Here is a 22,434-nt window from a genome sequence, read left to right as displayed (position 1 = left end):
AGATTCGGTCAACTTTTCGCCGAAGGATTCAAGCGGACGCTTCGACGCTACGAAGCCCTTTCCGTCTTAACGACGAACCCGAAGTAGATGACATGGGCAATCCACACGACGGCGAGCACCACCCGGCCGACAGGCACGTTCGCCATGAGCATGAATCCGATGGCGAGCAGAACCGTCACGGGTACGAGAATTGCGAGCTTCGCCTTGACGGTCATGCTCCGCTTGGTTGCGTAGCCCTCGAGCACCCGCTTATAGAGCGCGGTTGATTTGAACCACGCGTTGAGCTTGTCGGACGAACGTGCAAAGAAGAACGCAGCTGCCAGGAGAAACGGCGTCGTCGGTATGATGGGCAGGACGGCTCCGAGCACACCGAGCCCGAAGCACGCGAAACCGCCGACTGCCCACAGCGCCTTGGTTGCGCTCGTGCGCCCTTGGGGCTCGGGGGCGCTCTGCGAAGCGCATCGGCTATCCCGCGCGGCGGATTCCCGTCGGGTATCCCGCACAGTAGAACCGCATCCCGCGCCCTTGGCCACATCTCCAGCCAGTTCGAATTCGCCTAGTGGCATACGTATCTCCTCGCATCGGTTCGTATCATTTTGTTCGCTTTAGTTAACTTATACCGTACATAGTACCGAAATCCATGCAAAATGTAAACCGTAGTTAATTTATTAACGACGAGGGCCGCCGAGGCGAGGCGGTCCGCATCGCTTTACCCCGCCGCAGCCGCCTCGCGTCCGCCGAGCTTCCGTTTGATGGCGCGGGCGGTGACGATTCGCCGTCGTCCGACGCCCGACGGCCGACGCCCGAAAGCGGCGCTCCATCCTCCACGCGCGTTGCGTAGCCCCGCAGCAACCTCTCAATAAATTCGGTATGCCGCAATCGCATACGCCGGCAGGCAGGCAAATGCCGATCAGTCGAGCGATGGGCCGCCTTCCATCTGAGATGGTTTTCACGCGATGCGTACACGAATGCGGCTCGGTCGGCGCGCGCCGAACAATCGAAAACCATGGGCTTCAAACAATCGCGTTCGACGAGAAGATCGAGTATTCGCTCGAAATCCCCGCCCGTAAGCCCGAACCGATCGCGCAAAGCGTCGTAGGTGTAAACCCGGCCTTCTTCAAGCGACTTGCGCACGCCAACCACCATAGAAACCGCCTTTCGTCGTATTGCCGCCAACTATGATATCATAAGTTAACTAAATCTAACTTTTAATACGAACGTCGATCGCGCGATGTCCGTCAAGGTCCGCTAAACGACATTTCAGGTATTCATAATCTGAATAAAGCCTGTTCAGAAATTTCTAATTTGAAAACCGACCCCAGAAAATGTCGTGTAGCGACGGTTGGCGGACAGCGGCCCCGCTTCCGCCCAAAAAACCGGGATCGGCACAGCCTTGCAGAGCGCCGGATGGCGGTCCAGTGCTCGAGCGCTCCGAACGGCAGCTGCCCCTGCCTCAACGGCGACGGCGGCGTGCGCGTACCAGAAATCGGCCAAATGGATGATCTTTGGCGAGGATAACCGGCGGGCCCTGCGCTGTCGATCGTCTGAACAGGCACGATGTTCACGGCTCTTCGAAGCGCTCGGAACGGCGCGCGCAGCAATGGCAGAAATCATCCATTTGGCCGATTTCTGGCGTGGGGCTCGGTCGCCCACGAAACCTTCGGACATCGGCGAGTTCAATCCCATCGCCGATCGCCGTCTTGGGTCGGTAGCCGAGAAAGCCACGGCTGCTTGCGGAATCCTGGCTTGACCCTCACGCAACGTCAGAGTTTACGATGAGCACACAGCAAGCTTCACGAGAAAGGATACCGGCAATGAACGTACAGTCCATCAGGTCAGACGATGCCTACCGTGCCATGGCGCTCGCACCGGAAAGCAAGCGCGACGACATCTACCGATACGAGCTCATGACTCCACTCAAGAAGAAATGGGATTGCTATCACGTTCCGGTCAAGGCGTCGAGACCGGGCGGCTACGACGTCGTCATGGCAAGCGATATGCTCGGCATCCTCGCGCCGTCCTCAGTCGATGAAAGCCTCCTCGAAAAAATTGCGCTCATATCGGACGACGGATTTTGGAACACGTGCCAAGTCGCCGTCGAGCGGTCGCTGTCCCGGTTCGCCGAACGCGGCATTGAGCTGCCCGTTTGGGAGTACCGCTTCACCGTACTGCTTGCGAACCCCGCAAATCCCTCCGTCATGGCAAGCGAAGGATACGCGGGCGACGGGGGCATTCCCGGTTTTATCCTCGTCTGGCTCGACCCGAACGACCTCACGCTTTCACGCATGCCCGCAGCGCTCGCCCACGAAGCGAACCACAACGTTCGCTTCCAGTTCATCGAATGGTCCAACGACATCACCTTAGCCGAGATGCTCGTGAGCGAGGGGTTGGCCGAGAACTTTGCGGAAAGCCTGTTCGGAAAAAAGAACGTGGGCCCTTGGGTGACCAAGACGAGCGAGGAGACGTTGAGGCACGCGATCAAGCCGAAGCTGCGCGAGGCCCTGGGCGTCCAGGGGATGGCGGCGCTTTCGGCCTACCTGTACGGCGACGAGATAGCCGCGCTCCAAGGCTATCCGACGGCGGGCCTTCCCTACTGCGCCGGATATGCATGCGGCTATCATCTGGTCAAACAGTTCCTTATCGAAACGGGCACCGACATCGCGGATGCGACGGTGCTTCCCGCCTCCGACATCCTCGAGGCCACAAAGAGTTTTTGGGACTAGCAAAAAAGCCGATGGGTGCACCGAGACGCACGAACGAGAGCGGCGCGCCCATCGGCCGCGCGCTAATCTTTCTGTTTCAAAATCCCCTCGTACGATCCCTCGAGCGGCAGCGGCCCCTCGAGATCGTCAAACTCTTCGAGGGCTATCGGCTCTTCGCCCGGCACATCCTCATGGCCCGGCAAAATGATGTTCAAGACGATGCCCACGACCGAGCCGACGGCGAGCCCAGAAAGCGAGATCGTGATGCCGCCTACCAAGATGATGATGCCTCCGGCAGCGCTGTACGCGATGCCGAGCGAGAGCACGAGGATGAGCGCCGTGATGATGACGTTGCGGCTCTTCATGAAGTCGACGTGGTTTTCGACGAGGTTGCGGATGCCCACGGCCGATATCATGCCGTAAAGCACAAGCGACACGCCGCCAATCACGCATGCAGGCATGGCTGCGATGACGGCTGCGAATTTCGGGCAGAACGAGAACACGATGGCAAACAGCGCGGCGATGCGGATCACGCGCGGATCGAACACGCGAGTGAGCGCGAGTACGCCGGTGTTCTCGCCGTAGGTGGTGTTGGCCGGAGCGCCGAACAGCGAGGCGAGTATGGTTGCAAGGCCGTCGCCCAGAAGCGTGCGATGCAGGCCCGGCTCCGCGATGTAGTTGCGGTTGACGGTCGATGAGATGGCCGTCATGTCGCCGATGTGCTCGATCATAGTGGCGAAGGCAAGCGGCATGATGGTGATGATGGCCGTGATGGCAAGCCCCGCGTTGAAGTCGGCTCCGAAGAGAGAGAACACCGTATTATCCCACAAAAACGGCGCACCGATCCATGCGGCTTCAGCCACCGGCGTGAAGTCGACCTCGCCCGCCACCGCAGCGACAATGTAGGAGATGACGACGCCCATCAGGATGGGGATGATCTTGATCATGCCTTTGCCCCAGATGTTGCATACGACAATAACCGCAATGGCAACGATGGCGATGAACCAGTTCGTCGACGCGTTTCCGATGGCTGAGCTTGCGAGGATGAGCCCGATCGCGATGACGATGGGACCGGTCACTACAGGCGGGAAGAAGCGCATGACGCGCGCAGGTCCGAACACGCGGAACAGCGCCGACAGCACAAGGTAGAGAAGGCCTGCGCAGGCAACGCCTAAGCAGGCGTAGGGCAGCAAGTCCACTTCACCGTTGGGGGCGATGGCGGCATAGCCCGCGATGAACGCGAACGACGACCCGAGAAACGCCGGCACCTTCCCTTTCGAGAGAAAATGGAAGAGAAGCGTTCCCACGCCGGCGAACAGCAGCGTAGCTGAAACGGAAAGGCCGGTCAGCGTAGGCACCAGGATCGTCGCGCCGAACATGGCAAACATGTGCTGCAAACCGAATACGGTCATCTTCGGCGCGCCGAGCGTGCGTGCATCGTACACGGCATCCGGGCTGTCTTGAGCCCCCATGGTGGGCACTGGCTTGTTTTTGCTCACGTGTCATCCCCTTTTCTATCCGATACCGCCCAAGCGGCAGTTCGGGCCCTACCCCGAACCAATCTTTCAAATTGTGCCACAAAGGGAAGGTCTTGGTGACGTGAAAGAGAGAAAACGCGTGAGCGAACGGGCGAGCGTCCGCATGCCTTGCCGCCGGGGTCTGCGGTAGGGGCCCGCACCGGCCGCAGAGCGCATGCATGCTTTGCCGCTGGCTCTGCGATAGGGGCCCTGCACCGGCCGCAGAGCGCATGCCTTGCCGCCGGAGTCTGCGGCAGGGCTCTGCACCGGCCGCCTACCGAATCCGCAGACGGTAGCACCCGCCAGCCGCCGAGCCCGCCGAACCGTTACCGAACCGTTATGAAGGTTTCATGCATCACGTGTGGCGCTTCGCTGCAGGATGGCGGATCAGTGCGCTTCGAGATCGCAGGTGCGGTACCATCGAGCGCGTTTTGAGACCGGAAACACAGCCATCTATCCACTACCCGGTCGCGAAAGGCAGGAAAGCCTCTTGCTGAAATGTCGTTACCTCGGGGCAGCCATCGCCCTTGCCGCCGTTGCGGCGTACCCGTTGTTCGCCGCGCCCGCCTTCGCAGCCCCCTTACCCGAACCCGCCGCGCAATCGGAAGCGCTGCCCCCAGCCGCGCTCGCCATCGCACCTGCTGACGAGGCGGCGGGCCCCGTCGATCCGGACGAGCCCGCGCCACTCGCCGATGCGCACGCGGCCGTACAGTCGCTTTCCTCGACGCTCCCCTTCTCGGCGTTTTCCCTCGACACGAGCGATCCGCTCGCCGAGCTCAGGCAGGCCTACGAGCAAGAGCAGGAGAAGCTCGCCCGCGAAGCACGCGACGAACGGCTCGCGTACGACCCGGCCCTCATCGCCGCCATCGGCAACCAGGCTGAAAGCGGTCACACGATCTGCTGCCCGGGATTCGCGTGCGCGTACGGCGATGCGATCGTGCAGGGAGTCGCGAACGACCACGCGGTCTACGGATGCGGCATGTGCACCTGGCCCAGATGGGGCGGCGGCAACTCGTCGTTTCGCTCGCTCGGCTCGAACGATGCGCTGCTGAGGGAAGCCTACGACCAGATCGCTTCGGGAAAGCCGACGGTCATCCACGTCATGGGAGCTTACAACGAGCACTGGATCACGCTTATCGGATACCGCGACGTCGAAGACCCCGATGCGCTCGATCTCGCGAACTTCATCGCGCTCGACCCCTACGACGGAGCCGAGATCGTCGCGGGCGAGAAGTACTCCCTGTACGGGGATTTCTGCGAGCACGTATCGGATCGGTAGGCCTTTCGCCACCCCGTTCCTCGGCACCGGCCGACCCCCGTACGGCTCGGTTGCGCGCCGGAGGCGCATGGTTGTTAGTGCGCCTCGCCCCCGCAGCCGCCCGAGCCCTGCACGGGCTCCCACACCGATAGGTAACCTACGACTGGTCAATATGGGCACCATTTGCGAAGGTCGCTAGTGGCTAACTTTTGGTCGCCGAAGCGGACGAGGTTGTGAGCTGGGCATATTCGCAGCCCGATTTCTCAACCAAGCGCGCGGCTTCCAAAAACTTCGCAAACCGTGCCCATATTGACCAGTCATAGGTTACCAATCCTTTATCGCCAAGCCGTGAGGCGCAACCTCGAATCCCGCAGGCGGCTGCCTGCTCAGCGCTTGGCGTTGAGCGCGTACAGCATCCCGAGGCCGCGCAGCACGAGCGATTCGTCGGCGCTCTCGATCCGCTGCGAAAGCGCGGCGACGGCCGCCGCCTGGGCACCTGTCGCGACAACCTTCGTCGTGCAGCCGAGTTCGGCCCAGATCGCGTCCACGAGGCCGTCGATGCGGGCGACTTCCCCGAGCACCACTCCGGCCTGCATGGCCTCGCGCGTGCTCTTCCCGATCACCGACGCAGGCACCTTGATCTCGATGACGGGGAGGCGCGCGGCGGCCTGCGCGAGCGCCCGGGCCGCAAGCGCGATGCCCGGCGCGATCACGCCGCCCGCGAACGCGCCGTCCGCGTCGAGCACGTCGAAGTTCGTCGTCGTGCCGAAATCGACTACGATGAGCGGGTAGCCGTACGTCTCGCGTGCGGCAACCAGCGTGGCGACGCGGTCCGAGCCCACCTCCGACGGATCGTTGTAGTGCATTTTGAGCCCCGTTTTGAGCCCCGGCCCCACCACGAACGGCTTGCGTCCGCACTCGATCGAGAGTGCGCGCACCCACACGTCGGTCAAGTCGGGCACGACCGATGAGAGGATCGCATCGGCGGGCGAAGCGACGGGGCCGACACAAGCCGCATCGCCAGGTGCCGATCGCCCATGGAACCCTCGGTCGCCCGCATGCCCCTCGTGCTCGAGCATGAAGAGGAAGTTCGCGATGTGAAGCCGGGCCTCGTCGGCGGTCATCGCGCCCGGCGTGGTGAATTCCCACGATGCCGCAAGCTCCCCGCCCGCGAGCAAGCCGAAACGCGTCACGGTGTTCCCCACGTCCACCGCGAGCACGACCGCCCGCTCGTCCGACCGCCCGGTATCGCCCCGCCCGCCTTCGCTTGCCTTCATCATACGCACCGTCCGTACTTCCTCACGTCTGCGCAATTGCCCCGTGCAATCGCGCGTTAGGGCGATTATACTGTACGAGTCCGTCTGGTAACCCGACTTCCTCGAGGAAGCGGATATACTCAAAGGAGCACGCATGAACCCTGCGAAAGGTCAGTTGACCGTGCGCGGCATCGTCATCGGATGCATCGGCTGCGCAATCATCACGGCTGCATCGGCCTACACGGCCCTCAAGATGGGGGCGCTTCCCTGGCCCATCATCTTCGCCGCAATCATTTCCCTGTTCTTCCTCAAGGCGCTCGGCAAAACCAACCTCAACGAGGCGAACGTCACGCACACCATCATGTCGGCGGGCGCGATGGTTGCGGGCGGCCTCGCCTTCACCATCCCGGGCATCTGGATCATCAACAAGGCCCCCGTCGTCGACTGGTGGCAGATGCTCATCGTGGCGCTTGCGGGCGTGATCCTCGGGCTCGTGTGCACCGCGGCCATCCGCAAGCACTTCATCGAGGACGCAGCGCTCGAGTTCCCCATCGGCGAAGCCGCCGCCCAAACGCTCATCGCGGGCGATACGGGCGGGAAAACGGGCGCGAAGCTCTTCGGCTCGATGGGCCTTGCGGGCGCGTTCTGCGCGCTGCGCGATTGGTTCGGCGCGATCCCCGCCATGCTGTTCGGCAATGCGGCCATCCCGGGCGTCGCGTTCGGCGTCTACCTCTCCCCCATGCTGCTCGCGGTCGGGTTCTTGGTGGGAACCGTTGCGGTGTCCGTGTGGTTCTTAGGGGCGCTCATCGGCAACTTCGGCATCATCGTGGGCGGATCGGCGCTCGGTTTCTGGGACACAGCGACCGGACAGGGCATCACCTCGAGTGCCGGCATGGGCGTGATGATGGGCTGCGGCGTGGGCGTCATCCTCAAGAACATCCTGCCGAAGGCCGCCCGCATGCTCAAAGCGGGCGCCGCGTCATCGACGTTTCGCCTCGTCGCCGCACCCGTCGTGCACGAGGGCGTGCAGCCGAACAAGCGCCGCATGCGACTCACCGCCGGACTCGCGGCGCTGGCCGTGGCCGCCGTGGCGCTCATCGTCTCGATCGGCCTTTCGCTCGACCCGCTCGCAAGCGTCATCGTCGTGCTGCTCGCATGGGTGACCTGCGCCATGAGCGCGCAGAGCGTCGGGCAGACCGGCATCGATCCGATGGAGATATTCGGCCTCATCGTGCTTCTGATCGTGGCCGCCGCATCCAACGTGGCGCAGGTGCAGCTCTTCTTCGTCGCAGGCATCATCGCGGTGGCGTGCGGCCTTGCGGGCGACGTGATGAACGACTTCAAGGCGGGGCATGTGCTCGGCACCGATCCGAAGGCGCAGTGGATCGGGCAGGCCATCGGCGGCGTGCTCGGCGCGCTCGTGGCGGTCGCCGTGATGGTGGTCCTCGTGACCGCCTACGGCGCCGACGCGTTCGGCATCGAAGGCGCGTTCGTGGCCGCCCAGGCGAACGTGGTGGCCACCATGGTGAGCGGCATCCCATCGGTTCCGGCCTTCGCCACAGGTCTTGTCGCCGGATGCGCGCTGTATATGCTCGGCCTGCCCGTCATGATGCTCGGGCTGGGCATCTACCTGCCCTTCTACATGTCGCTCACCGCGTTTTTGGGCGCGATGGCGAAGGTGGGCTACGATGCTGTCTGCAAACGCCGCCGCGCGAAGCTCTCGCCCGACGAGGCGGCCGCGCGGGAGAAGGCCCAAGGCGAAACGGGGCTCGTCGTAGCGTCGGGCCTGCTCGGGGGCGAATCGATCGTGGGCGTGCTCATCGCCTTCGCCTCGGTGGCGATGGGGCTTTCGCTGTAGTCTGCCGGGCGCGATTCTCTTTCAGGGCAGCCCAACCAGCCCGAAACTATATCGTTGCCTGATCCAATAGCGGTACGCTCCCAGCCTCTAAGATGGTGAACCGTTACCCAAGCATCCTTGACTTTATGCAAATTCATCACTATATTTTATGCTATTTCATACTTCTACTGAATGATTTTCATAGGCTAGGAGCTTTCTATGGACTACATACCCCGCCACCTCGCATCCGTCGTGCAAGAAACGGCGAGAACCTTCCCCGTCACCTTAGTGACCGGACCACGACAAGCAGGCAAGACCACCCTGCTCTCGCACGTCGCGCCCGACGCCTCCTACACCACCCTCGATCGGCTCGACGCGCTCGAGGCTGCCGAGCAGGAACCCGAACGCTTTCTGCGAGCGCTTCCGAAGCCCGCAGTCATCGACGAGGTGCAATACGCCCCCGATCTCTTTCGCTACATCAAGCTCGAGAGCGATGCCCACCCCCGAAGCAAGGGACGCATCCTCCTTACCGGATCGCAGCGTTTTCAGATGATGCAGGGCGTGGACGAATCGCTCGCCGGGCGCGCCGGTATCGTCGAAATGCTGGGGCTCTCGCTTCGCGAGCTTCGTCGCGACCCGTTCGACAAGCCCTTCGTTCCGACCGTAGACTATATTGAAGGCCGCCAGCCAAAACGGGAAACCGAAGATATCTGGACGACGATATTCAGGGGCGACCTTCCCGAATTGGCCGTGGACCCGGCTATGAGCATCACGCGCTACTACGACTCGTACATCGAAACGTACCTTCGGCGGGACGTGCGCGATCTCGCGCATGTGGGAGACCTTGCGAAGTTCAACCGGTTCATACGAATCGTCGCCCGCGCCCACGGGCAGATGCTCAACAAAAGCGACCTCGCCGACAAAATCGATGCGAGCTTCAACACCGTCGACCGGTGGCTTTCCGTACTCGAAGCATCGAGCATCGTCTATCTGCTCAGACCCTTTACCGCGAGCACCACGAAACGGCTCGTTAAAACACCGAAGCTCTATTTCCTCAATTCGGGCCTTGCGGCGCGCCTCTGCGAATGTGAAAGCCCTGAAGAACTCGAACGCAGCCAGCAAGCGGGGGCCTTCTTCGAAGGATTCGTGCTGTCCGAAATCGTCAAAAGCTTCCTGAACGCAAGCGGATCCATACCCTCGCTTTACTTCTATCGCGACTCGAACGGCCGCGAAATCGATCTCGTCATCGAGCGCGGGAGCCAGCTGTTCCCCATCGAGATAAAGAAGGCCGAGATCGCACGACCCGCCGATACGCGGGCATTCGCGGCGCTCGACGCATTCAAAGGATACCACCGGCAACCCGGCGTCGTCGTCTGCAGAACGAATAGCCCGCTTCCGCTTCCCGACGATGCCTGGGCGCTGCCCGTTTCCTACCTTTGAAAGGCGCCTCGCTCCGGCACCGCGTACCCAACACGCGAGAAAGCTCGGAGGCCGCGGACGGCAGCAAGGTTACCCGCCGCGCGAAGCTCTCGCCCGACGAGGCGGCCGCGCGGGAGCGCCTACCGGCGGCTCAGCTTCTTCCGTGCGGCCAGGACAACGAACGCGGCAAGCGCTGCAACCGCAAGCGCGACAAGCGGCAGCGCCGTATCGCCCACGGTAGCCAGCTTCGCCGGGGCCGCCTCCACGGTTATCGAGATGCTCGTTTCAAGGGGAAGGTTGTCAAGGTTGGTCACGTTCGGGGGCAGGGTTACCACGCCTTTGAGAACGAACGTCTGCTCGGCCGCTTTTTCGGGATCGTAGGCGGGCTTTGCCGACTTCCGGTCCCAGGTGACATCGGCTTTGTACTCCCCGTCTTCGGCGGCAACGGTCAGCTGGCCCGGCAGCAGGATGTCGGCCAGAGACGTTGCGTGCGAGATGCCCGTGATCGCGCTCGGCGCCTGGATGCTGAGGAGCCTGGCAGCGGGCACAGCCGATGCTAGCGCTGCCTCTCCCTCGCCCGCGCCGTTCACGGCACGCACCTTGAATTCGTAGGTCTTCCCGTTCTCAAGACCCGAAAGCGCGATGCTCGTGGTCGAGCGGTCGGAATCGGGAACGTCTTGCCAGGCGTCCACGCCGTCGTACGAGACGGAATACTGGTACTTCCAGATTCCCATCCCTTCGGCCGGAGCCTGCCACGCAAGATCGGCCGTGCCGTTACCCGCCGCAACGGCAAAGCTCTGCGGCGCGCTGGGAGCGGGATAGGGCTCGTAGTCCCAACCAGCGAGATGGTACGGATCGCTAGGGTCGCCAGGCTTGAACATGGATGGCACGTAGCCTGTTGCCCCCTTGGGATAGTAGACCGTGCCGCCGCTTGGGCCCGAGTTATAGAAACCGTTGACGATCTCGGGCGCCGTGAGCTGCCCGAATACGAGCGCGTTGAGGTTGCCGCACGTCCAGAAAGCGTCATTCCCGACGAAGTTGGGAGTAAGGGTCACGTTCGAGAAATCGACGGTCTCGAGCGCACCGTTATCCGAAAAAGCGCTCGATGCAATCCTCGTCACCTCGTACACGGTACCCGGACTGCGCGGGTTTCCGGAAACCTGCGCCGGGATGACGATGTCGGTCGGAGTTTTTCCGTCAGCGGGACCTTTCACCATCACCGTGTTCTCGCCGGGCGCACCCGCACCCCCGGTAGCGCGCTCGCTGGTCACCTCGTATTTCAAGTCGCCCGAATCGAACGGTACGCCGGTGATTCCGAAAGACACCCGTCTTGTCAAGTCGCCCACAGCGTACATGGCATAGGGAGAACCGACTTTGAGGGCCGTGAACTCGTAGGTGCCGGGACTGGTCTCCCGATACGAAATATACGACGGATCGGATATCCACCACGTGCCGCCCGAGATCGAAGGCGTCCAGCTCACCGTATCGCCCTCCACTATAGAATATATGGTTGGAAAATTCTCTATATTCTGAGTGCTCGTTTTGGACGACACTTCGAACGTGTGGTCTGCGCGCACGTCGCGAAACGTGTAGGTGCCGCTCACGAGATCGCTGATGGGCACGTTCGTGCCGTCTGCCTTCACCTCTTTGATGGCGTAGCCAGATAGCGGCATGATCATGAACGTTACGTCGTCGCCTTCGTTCACCTGTAGCGTTCTCGTGGGAGAGTGGAGAGGCGACCCGGCAGGATCGGTCGCCACATTGTCATCGGCAGTGATCGTGATCGTGTGCTGGACCGGTTGGGCGTGGGCAGTTGCGGGCATCGCTGCGAGTAAGCCCGCACCAACGCAGAGCAATACTCCGATCGCCACCGCAAACACCATTCGTCCTACCTGCTTACTTGGTGCACATCCCAACATGAACAGCCCTTCTCGCGCCTTTTTACCTATCGTCGTATCGAACCACGAACGCATCTGCATAAAGAAAAGATTACGGGAATTTCACAATCTCGCGGTGTCGGCGCGGCTACACCGCCGCGCGCCCGAATCCCGAAGCCGCCTTACGGCGTTTCGAACCGGTAGCCCTTGCCGTAGACGGCCTCGACCGTGCAGCCGCCGCCCGCCTCTTCGAGCTTGTGGCGCAGCGACGAGAGGTGGCGGCGCAGCGTTGCGGTGCCCGTCGCGTACGGCTCGTTCCACACGGTGGCGTACAGGTGCTCGGGCGCAAGCGTGCACCCGGCGCGGCGCGCGAGCACGAGCAGAAGCGCGTACTCCTTGCCCGTGAGCAGCAGGTCGCGCCCGTTCACGTAGGCCCGGTGGGCAACGAGGTCGATCACGAGCGGCCCGCGTACGAGCGTCTTGCTTTGGGCGACGCGGTTCATGCGCACGAGCGAGAGCAGGGCGTCCACGCGCGCCACAAGCTCGTCGACGTCGTAGGGCTTCGTGATGTAATCGTTGCCGCCCGCCCTCAGGCCCCCCACCACCTCGCTCTTCTCGTCGAGCGCCGTCAGAAACAGCACCGGCGCCGGGGTGAGAGGGCGGATCTTCTCGCAGAAATCGAGTCCGCTGCCGTCGGGCATGAGGATGTCGAGCACGATCGCGTCGGGCGGACGCGCGCGCAGGCTCCGCCACGCCTCGTCGAGCGTCGCGGCGCACTGCACCGCGTAGCCCGCGTACTCGAGCACCCGGCGGTTCGTCCGCTGCACGTTCTCATCGTCTTCGATCAGCAATACCGTATCGGCGCTCGTTCCCATAGCCGTCCTCATCTCGTCTCGTCCGGCACGGGCAGGGTGAACCGCACCTGCGTGCCCGCGCCCGGCGCGCTTTCGATCTCCATCGTCCCGCCGTGGCGCTCCACGATGGCCTTGCAGATGGGAAGCCCGAGCCCCGACCTTCGCCCTTCCCCGCTGCTTGACCGCTCGAACACGCGGGAAAGCAGCTCGCCGTCGATGCCCTCGCCGGTGTCGGACACGCTCACGCGCACGCCGCCTTCGACCCGCTTCGCCGAAACGCTCACCGTGCCGCCCAACGTGTGGCGGTTCGCGTTCGCGAGCAGGTTCACGAGCACCTGGGTCAGCTGGTCGGCATCGGCCTCCACCTCGCCCACGCCTTCCCCGACCTCCACGACGAGCTCGTTTCTCCGCCGCGCCAGAAGCGAGCGGTACATCTGCGCCGTATCGCGCACGAGCTCGCCCGCGTCCACCGACGCGCAGCGCGCAGCGCCCTGCTGCATGCGGCTCACATCCACCATGCCCGCCACGAGCTCCGTCAGACGGCGCGCTTCCGACGAGATGGCGTGCAGATCGCCCACGGTTTCCCCATCGGCCTCGCCCGCTTCGAGCATCTGTGCGGCGAACTGCGCGTTGGCCGCTATCACCGTGAGGGGCGTCTTCATCTCGTGCGACACGTCGGCGTAGAACTCGCTTTTCAGGCGGTTCATCTCGGCGAGGGCCGCCCGCTCGTCTTCAGCGCGCCGCTCGCGTTCGCGGGCGTCGGCCACCTCGCGCATGGTGCCGTAGAAGTTCGCGACCATCTGGAACAGCGCGAACAGGAGCATGGCGCCCTCGGCGAGCGAGCTCTTCACGCCGAACAGGTAGATGCCGAGGTAGTACAGCGCGTCGTGCACGGCGGCGTACATGAACACGGCCAGCGCGAAGAGCGCGACCGCCTGCCCCGTCGTGAGCGTCCGGGCGCGCACCATGGAGGGCACCTTCTGGGCGAACCGCACGATCAGGTAGACGATGATCGCCGTGAACACGCCGTAATACGCCGTGAGCGCGTTGCTCATCCAAAGCGTATCGGCGAGCACGAACGAGAGCGCGAACGCCGCCGACACCGCGATGCCCGCACGGCGCACCGCCGCGTGCATGACGTGCGGGAACTGGTCCTGGATAAGCAGCAGCACGAGGATGCACCCGAGCGGCAGCGTGAGGTATTCGGCCCGAAACGCGAGCTCCCATGGAAGCAGGGGGAAGATGGAGTAGAGCGCCTTCGACCCGGTGACGCTCGCCCGCACGGCCCACGTGAGGCAGAGCGCCGCGAAGACGAGGTTGCTCTTGTACGAGCGGAAGAACGTCCAGAGCGCCAGATGGACGAGGAACAGCGCAAGGAACAGGCCGACCGTGACAAGCTCGACGGCGGGCTTCACGTCGCTGAATGCATGCACCACCGCAGGCAAGCCGATGAGCATCCCGTCGTGGCCGCCGCTTTCGCGGTGCACGAAGTTCGCCGCCTGCTGTACGATCTCGATGCTGCCGCCCTGCGCATACACCTCAAGAGAGAACCGCCCGTAGCCCGGCTCGAACGCGTCGGCCGTCTCTGCGGGAGTTCCCGCCGCATAGCGCTCCTCGCCGTCCACGAACAGACGGTGCGCGAAATCGATGCTCGAATCGGCGATGAGGTAGGTGCGCTCCTCGGGCAGAAGCACGCGCATGCGGCTCGTTGCCGCTTGGTACGCGTAACCGGGACTTCCCACTTCTACCCCGTCTGCCGAGTCGAACTCGTCGGGGTCGAGGATGGCGTCGTCTACGTATTCCACCTCGCCCATAAGCTGGACGACGGTGTTCGAGAAATCCACCTCGGTCAAATCCCACGTGCCCGCTTCCGATTCGACCTTCACCAGGTCGACGAGGTCGTAGCGGTACGGGTTTCTGAGGTAGAGCAGCGAGAGGCACACGAGCAGAATGACGGAAAGCACGATCAGAAGCGATCGCAGCTCGCGCTTTCGTTCCACGTATGCACCCCTTCCTTCATCGCCACCGCACGACGCGACGGCTGCCGAACAGCGCTTCAACGCCACGGCGCGCACCGCACGAATCTCTTGACGACCGTAGGCGAAGCACGCGAATACAGCAAAGCCGCCGTTTTGCACGAAGCGCCGCCTTGCGCGCTAAATGCTACGTTGCTTCATCATCGTAAATTCTAGCAGACCTGCAAGCGCCCTTGCGCCCTTTATCGGGGCCGAGCCAACGCACACGGCCGAAGCGCGGGCGCAAACGCGGAAAGCTGACAAAATCGTCATGGTTGAGCCGGGTGCTGCCGTCTGTGCAATCATGGCCGTATGCGGGAATTCGAGGATGCGCGTCTGCGTTTGGCCGGGCGCGAACCATGATCGGATCTGCTACACTGAGCTATTCGGTAATGGTTCGTAAAAGCGGTGCCGATAACCGAAAGACGCTCTGTTGACCGCACAGGATGCAGGCATGACAGTACGAACAGGGGGCCTCTATGAAATCTCGCCGGTGGAAGCTCGGAGCAGTGTTTCTCGCGGTTGCGTTGGCCGTGACAACCGGAATTCCGCCGGTTGCGCTTGCGGGAAAAGATTCGCCCCCCCCCGCGGCGGCGCAGGCAGAGCAGGATGAGGACACCGCCGGCATAAAGGATGCAACCGCCGATAACGCGGCGGACGGTCCCTCGATCACGGTGGGGCCCGCACGGGAGGCCGGATCGGACGACGGCCAAAACCGCGATTCCAACTCCCCCTCGATCAGCATCTCGCCGGTCGACCCCGAAGGCGGCAGCGGCACTCCCTCGATCAGCGTAGCTCCCGTCGGCCCCGATGGCACAAACCCCCCGAACTCCGCCGATCCCACCGGCTCGCCAACCGCCGACAACACCTCGGGCGGATCGGACGCCGCTATCCAGATCGGCGCCGCGCCCCCCGAAGTCCAACCGTACGACGATGCCGGCACCCCGCTTCCCGATCCCCTCATCGCAGCCGATCAGGATCTGCTCAACTTCGGATCGCAGGCGGTGGGCGTCGCAAGCGTCGAGAAGGTCGTCTCCGTCAAGGCAAGCGGCCTTCTCATCGATATGACCATCGAGGCGCCCGAAGGTTTCTCGGTTGCGCCCTCCGAAGGTTGGGATGCGCGCTTGGGCGGAGAGCTCCGCGTGACGTTCGCCCCCGCAGAGGCGAAGCCCTACGGCGACCTTCTGATACTCCGTTCGGGGGACGCGCCCTTCGAAACCATTGCGGTTCAGGGCTACGGCGTCGATTCGGCCATCACGGCCGGCCCCAGCCTGCTTTCGTTCGGCTACCAGGCGGTGTCCACGAAAAGCGCCGTGCAGCGCGTGCAGGTGCAGGCGACCAACCTGACCGGTGAGCTTGCAATCGAAGCGCCGGAGGGCTTCTCCGCAGTACCCGGCGAAAAGTGGGATCCGAAAACCGGCGGCGATGTGCTGGTGACGTTCGAACCCACCGAGGTGAAACCCTACGGCGGCATACTCTGGCTCCGCGCGCAGGGATCGGCGAAAGACGTGAGCGCGCAGGTGGCGGTGAACGGCGAGGGCCGCGTCTCGACGGTGAAGGCATCGGCGGGCCGCCTGTCGTTCGGGCACCAACCCGTGGCCACCGCAAGCGCAGAGCAGCGCGTGCGGATAACCGCGTCGGGGCTTACAAGCGATCTGACATGGAACGATCCCGAGGGCTTCACGGTGGAGCCCACCGAGGGGTGGAGTCCGCGCACGGGCGGCACCCTGCGCGTGACGTTTCACCCTGCCGAGGCGAAACCCTACGGCGCGGTGCTCACGATAGGAACCGGCGGTGCGGATGCAGCCGTGGTGGCGCTGACCGGCGAAGGGCGCGCTGTGGCCGTAGTGGCCGGTCCGGGGCTTCTCGCGTTCGGCGTGCAAGGCGTGAACTCCGAGAGCGAGACGAGGACCGTGACGGTTTCGGCTGCGGGCCTGTCCTCTGATTTGACCTACGCGGCGCCTGCGGGCTTCAAGGTAGTACCGGGTAACTCGTGGGATCCGCTCCGCGGCGGGCAGCTGTACGTCACGTTTGCACCCACCGCATCGGCCGGTTACGCGGACACCTTGTGGATAGAGTCCGCCGGGGCCGATGCCGCGCCGGTCGCACTCACCGGCGAGGGCGTGACCCCGTCGGTCAAAGCCTCGACCCCGAACGTGGATTTCGGGGCTCAAGCGGCGAACACGAGAAGCGCCGAGATGCGCATAGGGGTAAGCGCCGTCGGGCTTGCGGGCGAGCTTGCCATCGAGGCGCCGGAAGGATTCGAGGCCGTACCCGCCGACGCCTGGGATCCGCGCACGGGCGGCGAGCTGCGCGTGACGTTCAACCCGGTCGAAGCCAAATCGTACCAAGGCACCTTGCGCATCGGGACTGCGAACGCAACCGCAATCGTAGCGCTTTCCGGCGAGGGGCGCGCTTCGATTATCCAAGCCGTGCCCGATCATCTGGACTTCGGACCCCAAGCGAGGGGCTCGACGAGCGCCAAGCAAGATGTTGTGGTGACGGCATCGGGACTGGCGGGCGAGTTGACCGTCGACGCGCCCGCGGGCTTCACCGCCGCGCCCGATGCGAACTGGAATCCCCAAGCGGGCGGCACGCTGCACGTGACGTTCGACCCCGCCGAGGCCAAGTCCTACGCCGGTCACGTGCGCATCAGCGCCGACGGGGCTGACGAGGCTCTTGTGGCTGTGTCGGGCGAGGGACGCACCGCCACCATCACGGTCGCGCCCGAGCGCCTCGCATTCGGCTCGCAGGCCGTGGGCACGAAGAGCGCCGAGCAGCGCGTGCACGTGGTTGCGACGGGCCTGACCGGCACCATGCAGCTCAACGCGCCGAACGGCTTCGTGATCGATCCCGCCGCCGATTGGGACCCCCTCACGGGCGGCACGCTGCGCGTGACGTTCGCTCCCACCGACGAGAAGCACTATACCGAGCTCTTGCAGGTCGACGCCGACGGCGCGGATGCGGCGACGGTCGTGCTTGACGGCACGGGCACGCGCTCGTCCATCGAGGTGGACCCGCAGACGGTGGCGTTCGGCACCCAGCAGGTGGGCACGAAGAGCGCCGAGCGCGTGGTGGAGGTGAAGGGCACGAACCTCGCCCAGGACATGGCCTTCGCGGCACCCGACGGCTACACGGTCGTTCCCGACGCGGGCTTCGATGCGAAGTCGGGCGGCAAGCTGCATATCACGTTCGACCCGACCGAGGAGAGGTCCTACGGCGCGGTCATGTGGATCGAGGCCGACGGCGCCGATGCGGAGCCGCTCACCCTCACCGGCGAGGGCGTGGTGCCCGACATCGAGGTGAGCCCGAAGCTTCTGTCCTTCGGCGACCAGGCCGTGGGCTCCAAGAGCTTGGAGAAGCTCGTCGAGGTGAAGGCGAACGACCTTGCCGAGGATATGCGCATCATCGAGCCCGACGAGGGCTTCGCGGTGACGCCCGCCGAGGGGTGGAGCCCCCGCACGGGCGGCACCCTGCGCGTGACCTTCGACCCAACGGAGGAGAAGGGCTACGGCCAGACGCTGCGCATCGAGGCCGACGGGGCCGACGGGGCATCGGTGTCGCTCACGGGCACCGGCCGCGACGTGTCCCTTGAGGTGAGCACGGGGCTGGTCGCGTTCGGCAAGGCGCCGATAGGCCATAGCCGCATGGCGGGAATCGAGGTGAAGGCGCACGGGTCTAACACCACTCGCAACATAGTCGTAGATCAGACCGGGCTTCCCTCCGGCATAAACGCCCAAACCATGCCTGGCTGGGAGAACGTAAAAGGAGGCACGCTATCCGTCTCGTTCACCCCGCAGACCGAGCAAACGTACCAGGGCACCATATGGATCGAGCTGCCCGGGGTGGACCGCGTGCCCGTCGTGATCACCGGCGAGGGGTGCAAGAACATCATCACGTCCGACAGGGGTAACATTCCGTTTGGATTCACGAAGGCAGGGGAGACGTCTCAGGCGAAGGAGTTCTTCGTGGAGGCCGACCTGCCTGCGAGCAGCCTTGTCATCACGCCCCCCGAAGGCTTCGAGGTGGAAACGCCAACGAATTGGGATGGTCGAAAAGGCGGCTGGGTGAAGGTGAGGTTCAAGCCGTCCCAGGCGGTGTCCTACAGCGGCGTTCTGTGGATCACGGCCGAGGGGGCCGATCCGGTGCCCGTGACGCTGACCGGCCAGGGCTTCGAGAACAAGGTGAAGGCGGTGCCTGAATACCTGAGCTTCGGCTCGCAGCTGGTGGGCACTAAAAGCGCCGAGCAGCTGGTGAAGATCGAGCCGGCCGACGCTCCGGGAAGCCTGACCTACACGGCGCCCGACGGCTTCACCGTCACGCCGCACGAGGATTGGGACCCGGTCTTGGGCGGATATTTGCGCGTGACCTTCGACCCCACCTTGGAGAAGGAGTACGCCGACTTCCTGCGGGTGCAGCGAGACGGCACCGAGGTATGCGCAGTGGGGCTCAACGGCACGGGGTGCGCGGCGAAGATCGACGTCGCGCCGACCGACCTCGACTTCGGCAAGCAGGCCGTGACTTCGAAGAGCTTCGAGAAGCTTGTCGAGGTGCGCGCGGCCAACGTCGAAAGCGACCTTTACTACAGCGATCTCGTCGGAACCGGCTTCACCGTGCACGCCGACGGTTGGGACGCGCGCAAGGGCGGGCACCTGCGCGTGACGTTCGACCCGACCGAGGCGAAGGCGTACGGCCAGACGCTGCGCATCGAGGCTGACGGCGCCGATGCGGTTACCGTGCCGCTGCGCGGCACGGGTGTGACCCAATCCGTTGAGGTTTCGCCGGGCATGCTGGTTTTCGGGTTCCAGACCATCGGCACGACGAGCGCCGAGCAGCGGGTGGAGGTGCGGGGTCACAACCTTGGCGAGGACATCACCTACAACGTGCCGGACGGGTACGTCGTCACGCCTGCCGACGGGTGGGACGGCAAGCTGGGAGGCGCCCTGAAGGTGGCGTTCAGTCCCACCGAGAAGAAGCCCTACGGCGACGTCATGTGGGTTGATGCGGGCGGCGGTGTCGACGCCGTCCCGGTGGTGTTGACCGGCGAGGGCCGGATGGCGAACATCGAGGTCGCGCCCGCGCGCCTGGACTTCGCCAAGCAGGCGGTGGCCACCAAGAGCGCCGAGCAGCTGGTGAAGGTCGAGGCGTACGCGCTTGAAAACGATCTGGTCGTCGACATGCCCGAGGGCTTCACGGCGACGCCGGCCTACGGCTGGAACGCACGCACCGGCGGCACGCTGCGCGTGACGTTCGACCCGACCGAGTCGAAGCTCTACGGCGGCGTCATGGAGGTGTCGGCCGACGGGGCCGACGCGAAATCGGTGACGCTGACCGGGCGGGGCGTGGCCGCGTCCGTGGGGGCCTCGCAGGAGCTGATGGCGTTCGGGTACCAGCCTCTTGCCACAAAGAGCGTAGAGCAGATCGTGCATGTTGAGGCGCACGGGCTTACCGGCGATCTGACGTATTCCGCTCCGCAGGGTTTTGCCGCCGAGCCCGCCGATACCTGGAACCCGCGTACGGGCGGCGATTTGCGGGTGACCTTCAGCCCGACCGAGGTCAAGTCCTATGGCGGCGTCATGTGGATCAGAGCCGTTGGAGCCGACGGCGTACCCGTCGTACTCACCGGCGAGGGCCGCGACGCGACCATCAAGGCCGTGCCCGGTCATCTGTCGTTCGGCGGCCGGGCTGCGGGCACGAAGAGCGCCGAGCAGCGCGTGCGGGTGGCCGCCTCGGGGCTTACGGGCGACCTCTCGTTTCGCTCCCCCGAGGGCTTCGCCGTCGAGCCCGCCGAGGGGTGGGACCCGCGCACGGGCGGCGAGCTTCGCGTGACGTTCGTTCCCGTCGAGGCCAGAGCGTACAACGCCCTCATGCGCATCGAAGCCAACGGAGCCGATACGGCGTCGATGTCGCTTGCGGGCAGCGGACTCGCCTCTTCCATCGAGGCTGAGCCCGCTTTGGCGGCGTTCGGCTATCAACCGGTGGGTACCGAGAGCGTTGAAAGGCGCATACTGATATCCGCCGCAGGCTTGACGAGCGATCTTTCCTTCACCGTTCCCGACGGTTTCACGGTAGTCCCGGCCGATGACTGGAGCGCACGCAGCGGAGGCGAGCTGCGCATCGCGTTCAAACCGACCGAAGCGAAAGACTACGGCGACATCATGTGGATACACGCCGACGGCACCACCTCCCAGCCGGTAACCTTAACCGGCGAGGGGCGCGCTTCGGCCATCAAGGCGGCGCCTTCCGCCCTTCTCTTCGGCAATCAGCCAGTAGGCACGAAGAGCGCCGAGCAGCGCATAACAGTAGGAGCGCACGGGCTTTCGGGGGATATGAGCTTCGAGGTGCCCGACGGCTTCATGGTCGCGCCCGCCGAGGGATGGGATGCGCGCGCGGGGGGCGTGCTTCGCGTGGCGTTCAGCCCGGCCGAGGCCAAAGAATACGGTTCGCTCCTGTCGATCAAGGCCGAAGGGGCTGATGCGGTGTCGGTGGTGCTCACCGGCGAGGGCCGCGAAAAGGCCATTGCGGCTGTGCCGGGACTTGCAGCATTCGGCTTCCAGCCGCTCGGAAGCACGAGCGACGAGCGACGCATCCGGGTTGTCGCCTCGGGGCTTGGAGCCGATATGGCCTTTTCCGCACCCGAGGGCTTCTCGGTTACGCCAGCTGCAGGTTGGGATGCTCGAACCGGAGGCGAGCTTCACGTGAGGTTCAACCCGACCGAGGAGCGGGCTTACGGGTCGGTCATGTGGATCGAATCCGGAGATGCCGACGCGGCGGCGGTGGCGCTTTCCGGCGAGGGTCGCAGCCCGGCAGTGAAGGCGAGCGCGGGCTTGCTTGCGTTCGGCACGCACCAGGTGGGCACGAAGAGCGCCGAGCAGCGCGTGCGGGTAACGGCCTCCGGGCTCACGGCCGACATGGCCTTCGCCGCGCCCGAGGGCTTCACCGTCGAGTGCGCCGAGGGCTGGGATCCGCGCACGGGAGGCGAGCTTTTCGTGACGTTCGATCCGACCGACGAGCGGGCCTACGGCGACATCCTCTGGATCGGCTCCAACAAAGCGAACGCCGCAGCAGTGGCGCTCACGGGAGAAGGCAGGGAGCTTGCGCTTTCAGCCACGCCGAAGAGCCTGACGTTCGGCGCGCAGGACGTGGGCACCACGAGCGCCGCGCAGGTGGTGAACGTGGCCGCCCCAGGGTTCGACTCCGAGATAGCGTTCCGGGCGCCCGAGGGCTTTGCCGTCGAGCCCGGCGAGGGGTGGGACCCGCGCACGGGCGGCGAGCTTGTCGTGACGTTCACCCCCACCTCGATCCAGACCTATGCAGGCGTGCTCTGGATCGAATCTGCGGGCGCGGGTTCTCAGGCTATCGCCCTGACCGGCGAGGGCGCCAAGCCCCTCTCTGTGGCTCCCGCCACTGGCGATGCTTCAGCCCCTGCGGCCGTGCTGGTGATGATAGCGGTGCTGGCAGCCGGCGCCGTGATGGCAAGCAGGTTCTTCCTCAGCCGCAGCCGGAAGGCCTGATGCGATCCCCCGCCTGCATAAAGCGCCTGCAGGCGGGGCTGATGCGGACTCCCGTATACCGTACTGGCGGGGGTCGATGCGGATACCCGTAGGCAACTGGCTTACGGGTATCTTACTCGTAAGCCAGTTGCGCCGCATGAAACAGGAAAGGACCTGCAGCTTTTTGCCACAGGCCCTACCCTTCT

13 protein-coding genes are annotated in these 22,434 nt (G+C 64.4%); 5 read left to right on the top strand and 8 right to left on the bottom strand.

The genetic code is table 11. From position 1 onward, the window contains the following. Positions 1–47: 47 nt before the first annotated feature. The 3 genes from FJE54_RS11380 to FJE54_RS11370 form a co-directional block, all read right to left on the bottom strand. Entirely contained in the window at positions 48–566 is a 519-nt protein-coding gene (locus FJE54_RS11380) for a YbaN family protein (RefSeq protein ID WP_139652884.1), read from the bottom strand. A 94-nt stretch (positions 567–660) separates the two neighbouring features. Beyond that, a complete protein-coding gene (locus FJE54_RS11375; RefSeq protein WP_139652883.1) occupies positions 661–1,146 on the bottom strand; it encodes a hypothetical protein in 486 nt (161 codons plus the stop codon). Between the two features lie 144 nt (positions 1,147–1,290). After that, positions 1,291–1,686, bottom strand: a complete 396-nt coding sequence (locus tag FJE54_RS11370; RefSeq protein WP_139652882.1) for a hypothetical protein — start codon at positions 1,684–1,686, stop codon at positions 1,291–1,293. 128 nt (positions 1,687–1,814) lie between these two features. Between FJE54_RS11370 and FJE54_RS11365 the strand changes: the two genes are divergently transcribed. Next, the gene (locus tag FJE54_RS11365; protein ID WP_139652881.1) at positions 1,815–2,723 is read left to right on the top strand and encodes a DUF2268 domain-containing putative Zn-dependent protease; all 909 of its coding nucleotides are present in this window, start codon (positions 1,815–1,817) and stop codon (positions 2,721–2,723) included. A gap of 62 nt (positions 2,724–2,785) precedes the next feature. Here the strand turns inward: FJE54_RS11365 and FJE54_RS11360 are convergent, their stop codons facing one another. After that, positions 2,786–4,174, bottom strand: coding sequence for a uracil-xanthine permease family protein (locus tag FJE54_RS11360; protein WP_180326803.1), 1,389 nt, complete (start codon positions 4,172–4,174; stop codon positions 2,786–2,788). Between the two features lie 535 nt (positions 4,175–4,709). Here FJE54_RS11360 and FJE54_RS16335 point away from each other — a divergent pair. Next, positions 4,710–5,498 (top strand): hypothetical protein, encoded by a 789-nt coding sequence (locus tag FJE54_RS16335; protein WP_255467409.1) that lies wholly within the window; start codon positions 4,710–4,712, stop codon positions 5,496–5,498. A gap of 365 nt (positions 5,499–5,863) precedes the next feature. Here FJE54_RS16335 and FJE54_RS11350 read toward each other — a convergent pair whose 3' ends face one another. Then, positions 5,864–6,757, bottom strand: coding sequence for a type III pantothenate kinase (locus FJE54_RS11350; RefSeq protein WP_255467408.1), 894 nt, complete (start codon positions 6,755–6,757; stop codon positions 5,864–5,866). A gap of 130 nt (positions 6,758–6,887) precedes the next feature. Between FJE54_RS11350 and FJE54_RS11345 the strand changes: the two genes are divergently transcribed. Beyond that, complete coding sequence (locus FJE54_RS11345; protein ID WP_139652879.1) at positions 6,888–8,591, top strand: OPT/YSL family transporter; 1,704 nt, start codon at positions 6,888–6,890, stop codon at positions 8,589–8,591. 198 nt (positions 8,592–8,789) lie between these two features. Further along, on the top strand, positions 8,790–10,010 hold the full coding sequence (locus FJE54_RS11340; protein WP_139652878.1) for an ATP-binding protein: 1,221 nt from the start codon (positions 8,790–8,792) through the stop codon (positions 10,008–10,010). 119 nt (positions 10,011–10,129) lie between these two features. Here the strand turns inward: FJE54_RS11340 and FJE54_RS11335 are convergent, their stop codons facing one another. The 3 genes from FJE54_RS11335 to FJE54_RS11325 all read right to left on the bottom strand — a co-directional run bounded on the left by FJE54_RS11335 (position 10,130) and on the right by FJE54_RS11325 (position 14,720). Continuing rightward, positions 10,130–11,860 carry a fibronectin type III domain-containing protein gene (locus tag FJE54_RS11335; RefSeq protein WP_180326714.1) on the bottom strand — a complete coding sequence of 577 codons (1,731 nt, stop codon included), beginning with the start codon at positions 11,858–11,860 and terminating at the stop codon, positions 10,130–10,132. A 188-nt stretch (positions 11,861–12,048) separates the two neighbouring features. Beyond that, a complete protein-coding gene (locus FJE54_RS11330) occupies positions 12,049–12,753 on the bottom strand; it encodes a response regulator transcription factor (RefSeq protein WP_255467407.1) in 705 nt (234 codons plus the stop codon). Next, the gene (locus FJE54_RS11325) at positions 12,750–14,720 is read right to left on the bottom strand and encodes a sensor histidine kinase (protein WP_139652876.1); all 1,971 of its coding nucleotides are present in this window, start codon (positions 14,718–14,720) and stop codon (positions 12,750–12,752) included. The genes FJE54_RS11330 and FJE54_RS11325 overlap by 4 nt, the downstream gene beginning before the upstream one ends. A gap of 494 nt (positions 14,721–15,214) precedes the next feature. Between FJE54_RS11325 and FJE54_RS11320 the strand changes: the two genes are divergently transcribed. Beyond that, positions 15,215–22,249 carry a choice-of-anchor D domain-containing protein gene (locus FJE54_RS11320; protein ID WP_139652875.1) on the top strand — a complete coding sequence of 2,345 codons (7,035 nt, stop codon included), beginning with the start codon at positions 15,215–15,217 and terminating at the stop codon, positions 22,247–22,249. The last annotated feature ends 185 nt before the right edge of the window (positions 22,250–22,434 follow it).

Origin of the sequence: Raoultibacter phocaeensis (genome assembly GCF_901411515.1) — a bacterium.
GTDB classification, from domain to species: Bacteria; Actinomycetota; Coriobacteriia; order Coriobacteriales; family Eggerthellaceae; genus Raoultibacter; species Raoultibacter phocaeensis.
The sequence above is the reverse complement of the archived record's forward strand: the minus strand, read 5'-3'. Positions and strand labels throughout refer to the sequence as shown.

Coding starts and splice junctions, on each gene's coding strand:
- FJE54_RS11340 (WP_139652878.1), top strand. CDS start 8,790: ATGGACTACATACCCCGCCACCTCGCATCCGTCGTGCAAGAAACGGCG.
- FJE54_RS11375 (WP_139652883.1), bottom strand. CDS start 1,146: ATGGTGGTTGGCGTGCGCAAGTCGCTTGAAGAAGGCCGGGTTTACACC.
- FJE54_RS11320 (WP_139652875.1), top strand. CDS start 15,215: ATGAAATCTCGCCGGTGGAAGCTCGGAGCAGTGTTTCTCGCGGTTGCG.
- FJE54_RS11365 (WP_139652881.1), top strand. CDS start 1,815: ATGAACGTACAGTCCATCAGGTCAGACGATGCCTACCGTGCCATGGCG.
- FJE54_RS11360 (WP_180326803.1), bottom strand. CDS start 4,174: ATGGGGGCTCAAGACAGCCCGGATGCCGTGTACGATGCACGCACGCTC.
- FJE54_RS11330 (WP_255467407.1), bottom strand. CDS start 12,753: ATGAGGACGGCTATGGGAACGAGCGCCGATACGGTATTGCTGATCGAA.
- FJE54_RS11380 (WP_139652884.1), bottom strand. CDS start 566: ATGCCACTAGGCGAATTCGAACTGGCTGGAGATGTGGCCAAGGGCGCG.
- FJE54_RS11370 (WP_139652882.1), bottom strand. CDS start 1,686: ATGGGATTGAACTCGCCGATGTCCGAAGGTTTCGTGGGCGACCGAGCC.
- FJE54_RS11350 (WP_255467408.1), bottom strand. CDS start 6,757: ATGATGAAGGCAAGCGAAGGCGGGCGGGGCGATACCGGGCGGTCGGAC.
- FJE54_RS11345 (WP_139652879.1), top strand. CDS start 6,888: ATGAACCCTGCGAAAGGTCAGTTGACCGTGCGCGGCATCGTCATCGGA.